The organism is Sphingomonas sp. AP4-R1, assembly GCF_013113735.1.
In the GTDB taxonomy this organism is placed as follows: domain Bacteria; phylum Pseudomonadota; class Alphaproteobacteria; order Sphingomonadales; family Sphingomonadaceae; genus Sphingomonas_I.
The window spans coordinates 1,995,032-2,007,712 of sequence record NZ_CP053346.1 but is presented as its reverse complement, the minus strand read 5'-3'; the positions used below and the strand labels follow the sequence as shown (position 1 = coordinate 2,007,712).

The following is a 12,681-nucleotide window of genomic DNA, read 5'->3' as shown; positions in this document are numbered from 1 at the left end:
TTCGCCGGCTGGAGTGGCGCATGCGGGGACGCCGCGTGGAAACCGCGCTGACGGGCGATCATCGCTCGATCTTTCGCGGGCGGGGCATGGAATTCGATCAGGTCGTCCGCTTCGAATTCGGGGACGACATCCGCGATGTCGACTGGAACGTCACGGCCCGTCTGGGCGAGGTCTATCGCAAGGTCTTCATCGAGGATCGCGAGGCGAGCATCGCCGTGATCTTCGCCGATCACCCCGCGCTCCAGTTCGGATCGGGCGAGCGCACCAAGCGCGATACGCTGCTGGAGCTGGCCGGGCTCGTCATGCTGCTGGGCGTGCTCAATCGCGAGCGGGTGATGCTGATCCACGATCGGCCCGAAGGCGCGCGCACCTATCCGCCCGCGCGGCGACGTGATCGGGTGATGGCCACGGCGGGCGCGCTGTTCGCATCCCCGCCGCCCGATCCGCTCGCGGCGCGCGCCTCGGCGTCGCCCTTCGTCCGCCACGACATTCCGAAGGGCTCGATCATCGTCTGGATCGGCGAGGTGCCGGATGCGCCTCCTCCGCCGGAATGGGGCGGCTGGACGCGCCGCCACCCCGTCATCGGCGTGCGTGCCGAGGATCGCTGGGAGCGCGACGGCCCCGCCGCCGGGGCGCTGCAGGCTTATGATCCGGTCGCGGGCCGCGTCGTGCGGTTGCGCGACGATGCCGAGACGCGCGAGCGCCACGCCGCCTGGCGCGCCGCGCGCGAGGCGCGCTGGAACAGCTGGTGGCCCAACCCCGCCGACAGGCTCACGATCGGGCCGCACGAGGATGCGCTGGCGGCCCTCACCCATTTCCTGCGCGCGCGCGATGCGTGGACCGCGCGATGAGTGGCCTGCGCTTCGAGGAACCGCTGGCGCTGCTCGCTTTGCTGCTGATCCCGGCGGCGATCCTGTGGCGTATGTGGCGGGGGCGGGCCTCCCTGCTGGTGGTGCCTTATGCCGCCAGCTGGTCGACGGGCGGGGCTGAGAAATCGCGCTGGTGGATCGTGGCGTTCTACGGAGCGATGGCGCTGGCCGTGATCGCGCTCGCCCAGCCGCAGCGCGTCGACAGCCTGAAAAAGATCGAGCAGCACGGCTATGATCTGATGCTCGCGGTGGATCTCTCCACGTCGATGCTCTCCGAGGATTATGAGGGGCCGAAGGGCCGCATCAACCGGCTGGAGACGATCCGGCCGATCATCCGCGCCTTCATCAAGCGGCGGCCCAACGACCGGATCGGCATCGTCGCCTTCGCGCGCCGTGCGCTGACGCTGGCGCCGCTCACCACCGATCATGGCTGGCTCGATCGGCAGGTGGCGGCCCTGAAGACCGGCGTGATCGAGGACGGCACCGCGATCGGCGACGGGCTCGGCATCGCGCTCACCGATCTGGAGGGCGGGCGGCAGGACGAGACGCAGGCGAACGGTGCCGGTTCGGTCGGCGCGTTCATCGTTTTGCTCACCGACGGCAGCAGCAACAGCGGCGATCTCACCCCGCCCGAGGCGACCGCGCTCGCGCGGTATCGCAAGGTGCCGGTCTATGCGATCGGCACGGGGCGCAACGGAATGGTGCCCTTCCCGGTGTTCGATGCGGCGGGCCGCCGCACCGGCACCAGCCAGCAGCCCTCCGCGATCGACATCGATGCGCTGAAGACGATGGCGAACGAGACGGGCGGTCGCTTCTTCATGGCAGGCGACACTGCCGCGCTGGAGGCCGCGTTCCGCGCGATCGACGCGCAGCGCAAGGCCGTCTTCCACGTCCGCAGCGACGTGCGTGTGCGCGAACTCTATGGCTGGTTCGTCGGCGGCTCCCTGCTGCTGCTCGTGGCCGCGCTGCCTGGCCTGCTGGGCGGCCTGACATTCCCCCGTTTTCGGCCGCGCCCGGCATGAGCTTCGCCGCGCCCTGGTTCCTGCTGCTTGCCCTGTTGCCGCTGGCGCTGTCCTTCCTCATGGCCCGGCGCGAAGGGACGGGAGAGGCGCTTCCGGCCGTGCTGCGCGCGGTGGCGGCGGGTGGACGGCTGCGGATCGGCGGGCGCGGCATCGGCCGGCCGTGGCGTTTCTGGTGCGCGCTTCTGTTGCTCGTCGTCGCGCTCGCCCGGCCGCAATATGGCGCGAAGCCCGATGCGGCGGACACGCGCCCGCAGGTGATGATCGCGCTCGATCTGTCGCGCAGCATGACCGCAACCGATGCTCTGCCCTCGCGTCTCGAACGCGCGCGCACGATCGCGACGCGCTTCGTGGCGCAGTCGCCCGGCGCTGATATCGGCCTGATCGCCTTTGCCGGCCAAGCCTATCCACTCGCCGCGCCCAGCGCCGATCGCGCCTTGCTCCGTTTCTTCCTGCCCTCGCTGATGCCGGACCAGATGGTGGTGCCCGGCAGCAATTTCGCCAGCCTGCTCGATGTCGCGCAGCACAGCTTTGGTGCCAAGGCCGTCAGCCGCACGCTCGTCATCCTCTCGGATGGCGAGGCGGAGCCGACGCCGTGGCGGCCGATCCTGCCGAAGCTGCGCGCGGCCGGCGTGCATGTCGTCGCGGTGGGGCTGGGCACGACGGCGGGCGCGCATATCCGCAGTGGTGGCCGCGATCTGATCGGGCCTTCGGGCACCGCCGTCGTTTCCCGACTCGATACCGACGCGATGCGCGCGATCGCGAACGGCACGGGCGGCGCCTATCTGGATGCGGCCAAGTCGCGCGATCTCTCCGCGCGCGTGCAGGCACTGGCCGATGCCGATGCGGCGGCGGCCGCCACCGCCGCGCCGAAACCCGGCGAAGCGAAGCAGGATCGCTTCGGCTGGGTCCTCGTGCCCGGACTCCTGCTCCTGCTGTGGAGCGCGCTGGTCGAATGGCCCGCTCTGCCGCGCCTGCTGCGCGCGCCCCGCCACTGGCAGCGCCCGGCGGCCTATGCCTCGCTCGCCGTGCTTGCGGTGGGGCTCGCGGGCCCGCGCGGTCAGGCGGTGAAGCCGCCGCCCATCTCGCTCGAATTGCACGGCACCGAACCCGATCCTTTGCTGGTGGTGAAGGATCGCACCCGCAAGGTGTTGGCGGAGGGGCAGGCCACCGCTGAGGACTATATGGCGCTGGCGCAGGCGGCGGTGCGCTATGGCGAGGTGCATCGCCAGCATGCCCATGTGCTGCAGGATGGCGTGATGCGCGACGGCCTCGTCGCGATCGATGCGGGCGAAGCGATCGATCCGCGCATGGCCGGCTGGGCCGATGCGCGCGCGAAGCTGATCCACCTGCTGCGCCCGCCCAAGCCGGTGAACAATCCGGACAAGGGCGCGCCCGATCCTGCCAACGATCCGGTCGATGCCAAGCTGAACATGCCCCAGCCCGTCCCCGGTGAGGACCAGGACAAGAAGGACGGCAAGGATAGCGGCAAGAAAGCCGATCAGGATTCCCGCAAGGTCGGCGGCACGCAGCGCAGCAAGGCCGAGGAGGCCGAGTGGCGCGTGCCCTCTTTGGTTAAGCCGCTCTACGCGCTGCAGAAATTGCGCGGCAGCGATCGGCCGGGCGAGCTGTTCCGCCTGATGCAGATCCAGCAGCCGGGCCCGCCGCGCAAGGGCGGCCAGACATGGTGAGGGGCGGCGGTCTGGCTCTGGCGCTGCTCGCCGCGCCGGCGCTCGCGCAGACGCCGTCTGCGCCCGCCACCCCGCCCGTGGCGCTGCATGGTCCGGCTGTGCCGAAGGATGTGGCGGCGGGCCGCTTCGTCTTTCCCGACAAGCCGGTCTGGGCCGGGCAGGTGTTCGATCTGAAGCTGCTCTGGCGGGTCGACTGGGATCAGTATCGCGCGCTGGAAGGCGATCCGGTGTGGAAGCCCGATCCGCTCGTGGCCGATGCGTGGACGCGCGATCCGCCCGGCGCGCCCGCGCCCGAGAGCGGCAAGACCATCGCCACGCTCACCCTCTCCACGCGCGCGATGGCGCTCCAGCCCGGCAAGATCACGCTGAAGGCGCCGCGTCAGGAGATGCAGGTCGTCAATGGCGGCTATGAGACGGACGGCGTGAAGATCGTCACGATCGGCGATGGCGTGGCGACGGGCGCAGCGGCGACGCTCGCCGTGCGGCCGCTGCCGACGGCCCCGGCGGGTTTCACCGGCGCGGTTGGCCGCTTCACGCTCTCCTCCTCGCTGGACGGCAAAAGCGGAGAGGTGGGCAAGCCGCTCGTCTGGAGCGTCACCTTGTCCGGCACCGGCAATTGGGCGGGCTTCGGCGGCGTGCCCGCCCGCTCGCTCGATCGCGATTTCGATATGGTAGGTCAACCTGATCAGAAGGAAGAGACGGGCGGCAGCCTGTTTGAGCGCAAAGTCACCGAACGCATCCGCATCGTGCCGAAGAAGCCCGGCCATTACAGCCTCGGCCCGGTCGAGATGAGCGTGTTCGACCCCGAGGCCGGCCGCTACCTGACGATCACCGCGCCCGCGATCGCGCTCGATGTCGCGCCAGGTGCCGCCGGCAGCACGCCGCCCGCCTACGAGGCCGAGCCCGATCCGACCCCCGTGGGCGAGGCGCTGCCCCCGCCGCTTCCCGGCATCGGCCATGCCTGGGTGCCCCTGTCGACCACCGCATGGCGCACCGCGCTGACGCTCCCCGTCGCCTTGCTGGCACTCTTGTGGCTGGGCCTCGCCATTGCTCGCGCCCGCGCCGCTGATCCCGAGCGTATCGCCCGTCGCGCCCATGCCCGTCTCGTCCGCACCCTGTCCGCACTGGCAGGCGAGACGGACGAGGCCCGCCGCCGCGCGCTGGTGCGCGCCTGGCAGAGGGATGCGGCGGTACGGCTGAAGCTGGGCCTCGCCGCGCCCGCCGCCAGCGCCTTCGACGCAGCCGCATGGGCCGATCTGTGGGACGAGGCCGAAAGCCATCTCTACGGCCGCGCGGTGCCGCTGCCGCAGGACTGGCAGGCGCGCGCGCAGGTGGCGCTGGTGACGCAGGGTACGCCCCCGCGTTTCGATCCGCGCACGATCTTCGCGGCGCGCAATCTCTATCCGGTCGCCGCCCTCTTCGTCGCGCTGATCCTGACCGCGCCAGCCCCTCTGCCCGCCGTCACCTCCGCCACTCCCGCCGCCCGCATCGCCGCCGCCCCGACCGACTGGATCGCCCGCTACGATCTCGCCCTCGATCAGGCGCAGGCGAAGCATTGGGGGCTCGCGGCCGCGCACGCCGGCATCGCCTGGGTCCAGCATCCCCGCTCGCCCGAGGCGGCCCTGCTCTGGACCCGCTCCGCGCGCGAGGCCGGTTTCGGTGGTCGCCCGGTCGGTGGCTTGCCCTTGCCGGAACAAGGCAGGGGGCCGTTCAGCGGCCTGCTGTCTCCCGCCGGCTGGCAGGCGCTGACGCTCTCGCTCCTCGCCCTCGCCACGCTGGGCGCAGCCGTTCTGCTGCTGCGCCGCTTCGGCCACGTTCCGCGCGCCACCCGCCTGCCGGCGCAGATCGCTCTCGGCGTGGGCCTGATCGGCGCGTTCGTCGGCGCGGTGGGTGTCGATGGCTATGGCCCCGCCGCTGCCGCCGATGCCGCGATCGTCTGGCGGCAGGTCCCGCTCCGCGATCTTCCTGTCGATACGCCCGACGACGAGGCGCCGATCGTCCTCGCTCCCGGCACCGCCGGCCATCTTGGCCGCAATTTCCTCGGCTGGGTCGAACTCCGTCTTCCCGATGGCCGCTCCGGCTGGCTCCGCCGCTCCGAACTCCTGCCGCTCTGGCGGGCCCATTGACCCTGCGTTCCGCGTACCCCCTCAACCAGAAGGACCGATCGACCATGTTGCATCCGGCGCCCGCCGCCTCCCGCCCTCACCGTCGCCTGCTGGGTCGCGCCGCGCTCAGCGGCGTGCTGGCGCTCGCTCTCGCCGGGCAGGCCATCGCCGCCGATTATGTGATGCCCGCTCCGCCGCCGGCCGACGTACCGAACGGCTTCACCGTGCTGGCCGCCGGCGACACGATCTGCCACTTCCCGATCTCGGGATATGTGAAGCAGCGCACGCCCAGGCTGATCGAGATCATCAAGAGCGCCGACGTCGCGATCGCGAATTTCGAGGACAATGCGATCGACTTCAAAACCTACAAGGGACACCCGCAGGCCGAGGCCGGCGGCAGCTGGCTGGTGACCACGCCGGGCGTGCCGCAGGATCTGGCCGACATGGGCTTCGACATGGTCGGCCGTGCCAACAACCACAGCACCGACTGGGGCGTGGAAGGCATGGAGATGACGGACAATTTCCTCGACAAGGCGGGGATCATCCACGCCGGCACCGGCGAGACCTTGGGCGCTGCCCGCGCCGCGCGCTATCTGGAAGCCAAGACGGTCGGCCGCGTCGGCCTGGTCTCCTTCGCCTCCAGCTTCGAGACGATGTCGCCTGCGCTCAATGCGCTGGGCGAAGTGCCCGGCCGCCCCGGCATGAGCGCGCTCCACACCAAGAAGGTCAGCCTCGTCTCGGCCGAACGGCTGAAGCAGCTGGGCGATATCGCCAAGGCTTCGGGCGAGCGCACGCCGCTCGACGCCACCCCCGGCGATGTGACGCTGGCCGGCGCCACCTATCGCGCCGCTGACGTGGGCGACAAGGTGAGCACCACCTATGAGATGAACCCCACCGACGTGCGCCAGATCACCTATGCGGTGCGGCAGGGCAAGCTCGGCGGCGCGTTCCAGGCCGTCTATATGCATGCGCATGAAGGTGGCGAAACCGCGCGTCAGCCCGCCGACTTCCTTCCCAAGATCGCGCATCAGGCGATCGATGCGGGCGCGGACGCCTTCTTCGCCAGTGGCCCGCATCAGGTGCGCGGGATCGAGATCTACAAGGGCAAGCCGATCTTCTATTCGCTCGGCAATTTCTGCCACATGGACGATCCGCAATTCCCGCAGCCGCAGCAGCTTTACGATCAGCTCGGCCGCGAGCCCGAGGCGGCGCCGCTGGGCGACATGATGCACTATTGGGTGGAGACCATGTTCGGCCGGCAGGAACTGCTGGAAAGCGTCGTCGCGACCAGCAAATTCGAAAATGGGGTCGTCAGCGAGATCCGGCTCTATCCGATCTGGCTGGGCAAGGGCGGTCGCGATCAGCTGCGCGGCATGCCGCTGCTCGCCACGCCCGAACAGGGCAAGACCGTGCTGGAGCGCATCGCCAAGCTCTCCGAACCATTCGGCACCAAGGTGACGATCGAGAACAATGTCGGCGTGATCCGGATCGCGCAGCCGAAGTAAGGCTTGAAGAGGCTATCGAGGGGGCGTCGGCCGACGGTCGGCGCCCCTTTGCCGTCACTGGCGACCTAAGTATCTGATTTCGCAGCTGGAGCGGGTGAAGGGAATCGAACCCTCGTCGTAAGCTTGGGAAGCTTCTGCTCTACCATTGAGCTACACCCGCAACCGTTTGAAAAGCGGTGCTTTATCGTGCCGGAATGACATCCTTTCCGTCACGTTCGGTGATGGAATTCCGTCGAGCCCCGGCTATGGGCGGATTAGCGGGCGCCGGGGGCGCTGGCAAGGCGGCGTTGAAGACGCGATCGGGCGACGGAAAGAGAGTGTGGATGCGACAGGTCGATATCATCGTGATCGGGGGCGGGATTGCTGGCCTGTCCGCGGCCATGCGCTTCGCCCGCCGGGCCAAGACGGTCGTGATCGAACGGGAAGGCGCGCTTGGCTATCATTCGTCGGGCCGCAGCGCGACCTTCTCCCATTTCGGCATCGGCGATGCGGCGGTGCGCGGCATGACGGCCGCCAGCCGGCCCTTCTTCGAGACGCCGCCGGAGGGCTTCGTGGAGGGCGCTCTCTCGATCGCGCGGCCGGCCATGTTCATCGCCACCCAGGAGATCATCGGCGAACTGCGCGCGCTGGAAACGGAGATGACGCGCTTCACCGACACGATCCACCGCGTCGGCCCGCAGGAGATGCTGGGCATCGTGCCGGTGCTGAGGACGGGCGAGGGCGGCATCGTCGAGGGGCTGCTGGATACGGGCGGTCGCAAGCTGGACAGCGATCTGCTGCTGCAGGGCTGTGCGAAGCAGGTGCGCGCGGCGGGCGGCGAGGTCGTCACCGATGCGGGCTCGCTCTCCGTCACGCGATCGGGCGAGCGCTGGATCGTCGAGACGCAGGGCACGGCTTATTCGGCCGCGATCCTGGTGGATGCGGCCGGCGCCTGGGCGGACGAAATCGCGATCGGCGCGGGCGTACGGCCGCTGGGGTTGCAGCCGTTGCGGCGGACGATCATCGGCTTCGATCCGCCCGCCGGGCTCGACGTGTCCGAATGGCCGTTCACGAAGACGGCGGGGGACGAGGGCTTTTACATGCTGCCCGATGCCGGCCGCCTGCTCGCCTCGCCGATGGACGTGACGCCGACCGAGCCGACCGACGCCCAGCCCGAGGATTATGACGTCGCCGTCGCCGCCTGGCGCGTGGAGGAGGCGACCACGCTGGAAGTGGGCCGCGTGAAGACCAAATGGGCCGGCCTGCGGACGTTCACGGCGGACAAGGTGCCGACCGCCGGCTTCGCGCCGGACGCGCCCGGCTTCTTCTGGCTGGCCGGACAGGGCGGCTATGGTCTGCAGACCGCCCCCGCAATGGCGCTCGCGGCCGAGGCCCTGCTGTTCGGCGATGCGTGGCCGGAGGAGTTGGCGGCCTATGGCGTGCGACCGGAGCAGGTGATGCCGGATCGCTTGTTTGGGTAAGTGCGTGGGGCGGTGGCGGCTTTTGGTGGGAAGCGGACTGTCGGCTTACGGGAGTCTGGCTAATGATAGCTGACACTTAGGTCTTGGGTGCTGTTCCACCGCTCGGCTCGGGAATGGTTTGTGGCTTCAAGTTCTCAACACGACCATCGGCATGGATCACAAAGCGGCCGCCGCCATAGCCGGTCGCGCCAGTAGTAGTAGTCACTCCGTAGATGACCTCTCGCCGTAGAGGTGTAGCCGTAATCAACGGGCTTTCGGATTGATGGCGTCCATTTAGCGGACGTCCGTAAACGAGGGGAAACTTGTTCAAGCAATCATCGTCATAGTCGATATTTTCAAGCCATGCCGTGTGCTGTCTGGGAGCGGGATCATAGGGCTTACCGTCCGATCCGATCACGGTCAGGTCAGACGTGACATCGACATAACGCAAGCAAGATGGCTGCTGCGCCGATTTGGGATCGACAATGAAAGTCAGATGCCCACCCCTAACGACCGCAAGCAGATCATATCCATAGGAACAGCCGCTCAATGCGATCGACAAAAAGGCAACGATCGCTGCGCGCCGGATCATCCTTCGACCTTAGCTAATGTCGGCTTTGCGGCAAGACAGATTGCTGCTTCATCGTCCGCAAATGGGTAAAAGCCGACACTCCCTCTTGCTGTCATCCCAGCGAAGGCCGGGATCCATGACTCTCTTTCGCAGGACAGCCGCTGCCGTGATAGAGATGGATGCCAGCATTCGGCTTTGCCGCAGGTCATCCTGAGCGACGCCGCAGGCGGCGTCGAATGGCTAGCGTGACGGTTGAGGGGTTTCTCCCTCACACAAAAAGAAACCCGTCCGACGGGAGCCGGACGGGTCAGACGAGGATGCGGCAGTGTTCGCCGCGGCACGGGAGCACCGGGTGGAGCGGATCCCTGCCCCACCCGGAAAATCATCAGAACTTCTGCGTAATGCCCGCGAAGAAGTATCGGCCGATCGTATCGTAATTCTGGGCGTCGAAGGTGTTGAACAGCCCCTGCAGGATCGGCGGCTTCTTGTTGAACGCGTTCGTCACGCCGACGCGAATCTGGCTGCCGAACGGCGTGTTGATCCGGAAATTGAAATCATACACGTCATACTTCGGCACGCCGGGCGTGGTCGAGGCCGGGTTGGCCGCGGTGGTAGCGTCCTTCATCGCGCTGATGTGGCGCCACACCACGCCGACGCTGGCGATGCCGCGCGTGTAGGTCGCCGACGTCACGGACTTCCAGCGCGGATGCGCCTGGCCCGATGTCTCGTCGATCCGCCCCGCCGTGCCGATCTTTCCTGCGAAATCGTAGGTCGGGCCGCCCGGCAGCGCCTGGATCTTGAACTTGTCGAGGTAGCTGACCGCCGTGTTGAACGCGAGCGTGCCATTCTCGCCCAGGCCGAGATCGGCGAGTGCGAACTTCCAGTCGGCCTGGATGTCGATACCTTGCACCGTATATTGGCCGAGGTTCAGCAGCGGCTGGCTCGGGTTGATCGGCACGCCGGTCGAGGTGTTGCGCGGGCCGATCAGCGAGCAATAATAGTTGCTGGCGCTGAACGTGGGGTTGTTGCCGCCGACGTTGAAGCAGTTCTGGATCGCCTGGCCGATGGCGAGCGGTCCGATCGCGTCCTTGATCTGGATCTTGTAGGCGTCGACCGACAGCGTGATCCGGCGTATCAGCGGATGGCTGAACGGCGACGTGATGACCGCGCCCGCCGAATAGGTGTTGGCGGTTTCTTCCTTCAGGTCCGGATTGCCGCCGTTGAGCGCGAACACCTGCGCGGTGCCGAGCTGGTAGGTATCGATGACACCGGCCGGCACGCCCTGCGCGAGGCAGAGGGAGCGGACCTGCGAAGCGCTCGAACCCTGGCGGAAGGACGAGCGGACGTCGCAGGGATCGCCCAGCGTGCTGGTGGCGGTCGCCGTGCCGATGCCGACGCTGGCGGTGGAGACCGGCGCATAGAGTTCGCCCACCGACGGCGTGCGGATCGCCCGGTTGTAGCCGCCCCGGAAGCGCAGCGCGCTGAACACTTCCCAGTCGCCGCTGATCTTGTAGGTGCTGACGCCACCGACCGTGTTGTAATCGGAATAGCGATAGCCGAGATCGAGGCTCATCTTCTTGATGAGCGGCAGATCCCGCAGGACCGGCACGAGCAACTCGCCATAGACTTCCTTGGTGTTGATCGCGCCCGACGTGGGCAGCAGCACCGAATAGCCGAGCACGTCGCTGGAGCCGTTCAGATTGAACAGCGGATCCGAATTGAAGGCGAAGCTGTTGTAGCGATAGTCCGCGCCAGCGGCGAAGCGGATGTCGCCCGCCCACCAGCTCAGGATCTTGCCCTGGACGTTGCCCTCGACCGTGCGCTGCTTCAGGTCGTTGGTGTTGTTGGTGCGGCGCGAAATATAGTCGACGCACTGCTGCGACGGCGTGAAGTCGCCGTACAGGTTGAGGCCGCCCGCACAGATGCTGCGGCCGCCGTCCGGCGCATAGAGCAGGGTTCGAACCGCGGACGCACTGACGCCGCCGGTCTGATAATTGTCGAACTTCGCCTGGCTGACCGATCCGTACAGATCCCAGGTCCAGTCGCTGATGCCGACATCGCCGGAAAGCCCGGCCGTGCCCTGCCACACGTCATATTTGTAGCCCTGATAGCGCGGGCCGGCGATATTGAACGCCTTGTAGAGGATGAAGTCGGCGCCCGGCGTGGTGCGCGAGGCGAGGATCGTGCGCAGGTCATTCGGGATGAACGGGTTGCTGACGGGCGAGGACAGCGCATAGACGTTCGAGGCGAGCGTCGGATTGCTGACGCCGACCGACGTGTAGTGCGTGTAGCCGAATTGGGCGAAGGCCTTGATGTGGTCCGTCAGCTCATATTCGGCCTTGCCGAAGCCGGTATAGCGCTTCAGGTTGGCCTGGATCGAGCTGTCGGGATAGCCGAAGTTGATCTGCTGGCTGGTCGCGGTGCGCGCGATGTAGGCGAGGTCGGTCTCGGGATCGCGATAGTTCAGCACCTGCCGGAACAGGTTGGTGAACAGCGTGCCGTCGAGATTGAAGCCGAGCTGGCCACTGTAGCGCCCGGTCGTGCCGACGGCATTGGCGATGCCATATCGCGCGAAGACGCTGTTGACGGCCGCGACGGTCGGCGTGTTGGCGCCAAACAGCACGTTGCCCTGCGGCAGCGTCGAGGTGCCGGCCTGGGTGGGCGTGCGCGAAAGATAGAAGGGGCGGACTTTCTGATAGGCGCGGCCGCGATTGGTATATTCGAAGCCCAGCATCACGCTGCCGCGATCCTCGTTGAACTTCAGGCCGCCGATCGCGCCGATCTTGAACTGCTGGCCGTCGCCGTAGGTGCTGACGCCGTAGTTGCTCTTGACCTCGACGCCGGTGAAGTTCTTGCGCAGGTGGAAGTTCACCACGCCCGCCGTCGCGTCCGAACCGTAGGTGGTGGAAGCGCCGCCGGTGATGATCTCGGTGCTGTCGATCAGGCCTTCGGGGATGATGTTGAGGTCGATCGAGCCGTTGGGATTGGACGGCTGCAGGCGGCGGCCGTCAAGCAGGATCAGGGTGCGCTGCGGGCCGAGGCCGCGAAGGCTGACATAGGACTGGCCGCCGTTGAGGCCGGTGGAGGTGCTGCCGGCATTGTTGGAGCCGAACGAGCCCGAAAATTGCGGCAGCGTGGACAGCGACTGTTCCAGCGTGGCCTTGCCGGTATTCTCGAACGTATCCTTGCTGAAGGACAGGATCGGGCTTTCGGCGACATAATCGGGCCGTGCAATGCGCGAACCGGTGATGGTGATTTCCTGCGCCGACGCTTCTTCGGACGCCGCCTCCGCGGGCGCCGCGACCTGCGCCCAGGCCGTCCCCGACATCATCGCGCCATAAGCGCAGGTTCCGACCAGGAGGCCGCGGTAAACCGAGCGTGTCATTGTGCCATGTCCCCTTTTCGCCGCCCGTTTTTGAGGTGCGGCCGTGAGGGAAGACGCAGGCGAGAAACAGATCCTCACCGCAGACTGCAAAAAAAAT

Annotated in this window: 8 protein-coding genes and 1 tRNA gene; 6 read left to right on the top strand and 3 right to left on the bottom strand. The window is 67.6% G+C overall.

Annotation, left to right across the window (positions count from 1 at the left end):
* Positions 1-20: 20 nt before the first annotated feature.
* Genes HL653_RS09470 through HL653_RS09450 form a run of 5 tightly spaced genes read left to right on the top strand, consistent with a single transcriptional unit; the run spans position 21 to position 7,189 of the window.
* Positions 21-851 carry a DUF58 domain-containing protein gene (locus tag HL653_RS09470; RefSeq protein WP_171744310.1) on the top strand — a complete coding sequence of 277 codons (831 nt, stop codon included), beginning with the start codon at positions 21-23 and terminating at the stop codon, positions 849-851.
* Positions 848-1,891, top strand: coding sequence for a VWA domain-containing protein (locus tag HL653_RS09465; RefSeq protein WP_171744309.1), 1,044 nt, complete (start codon positions 848-850; stop codon positions 1,889-1,891). The genes HL653_RS09470 and HL653_RS09465 overlap by 4 nt, the downstream gene beginning before the upstream one ends.
* A complete protein-coding gene (locus HL653_RS09460; RefSeq protein WP_171744308.1) occupies positions 1,888-3,579 on the top strand; it encodes a VWA domain-containing protein in 1,692 nt (563 codons plus the stop codon). Before HL653_RS09465 ends, HL653_RS09460 begins: the two co-directional genes overlap by 4 nt.
* On the top strand, positions 3,573-5,705 hold the full coding sequence (locus HL653_RS09455) for a BatD family protein (RefSeq protein ID WP_171744307.1): 2,133 nt from the start codon (positions 3,573-3,575) through the stop codon (positions 5,703-5,705). Before HL653_RS09460 ends, HL653_RS09455 begins: the two co-directional genes overlap by 7 nt.
* A gap of 44 nt (positions 5,706-5,749) precedes the next feature.
* Entirely contained in the window at positions 5,750-7,189 is a 1,440-nt protein-coding gene (locus HL653_RS09450; RefSeq protein ID WP_171744306.1) for a CapA family protein, read from the top strand.
* Positions 7,190-7,275: 86 nt separating this feature from the next.
* Here HL653_RS09450 and HL653_RS09445 read toward each other — a convergent pair.
* Positions 7,276-7,349: transfer RNA gene (locus HL653_RS09445), tRNA-Gly, on the bottom strand.
* A 163-nt stretch (positions 7,350-7,512) separates the two neighbouring features.
* On the opposite strand from HL653_RS09445, the gene HL653_RS09440 reads away from it, so the two are divergent.
* Entirely contained in the window at positions 7,513-8,649 is a 1,137-nt protein-coding gene (locus tag HL653_RS09440) for an FAD-binding oxidoreductase (RefSeq protein WP_171744305.1), read from the top strand.
* A gap of 76 nt (positions 8,650-8,725) precedes the next feature.
* On the opposite strand, the gene HL653_RS09435 is transcribed toward HL653_RS09440, so the two are convergent.
* Together HL653_RS09435 and HL653_RS09430 are read right to left on the bottom strand one after the other, a co-directional pair.
* On the bottom strand, positions 8,726-9,220 hold the full coding sequence (locus HL653_RS09435; protein ID WP_171744304.1) for a hypothetical protein: 495 nt from the start codon (positions 9,218-9,220) through the stop codon (positions 8,726-8,728).
* Positions 9,221-9,584: 364 nt separating this feature from the next.
* Entirely contained in the window at positions 9,585-12,584 is a 3,000-nt protein-coding gene (locus HL653_RS09430) for a TonB-dependent receptor (RefSeq protein ID WP_171744303.1), read from the bottom strand.
* Between the last annotated feature and the right edge of the window lie 97 nt (positions 12,585-12,681).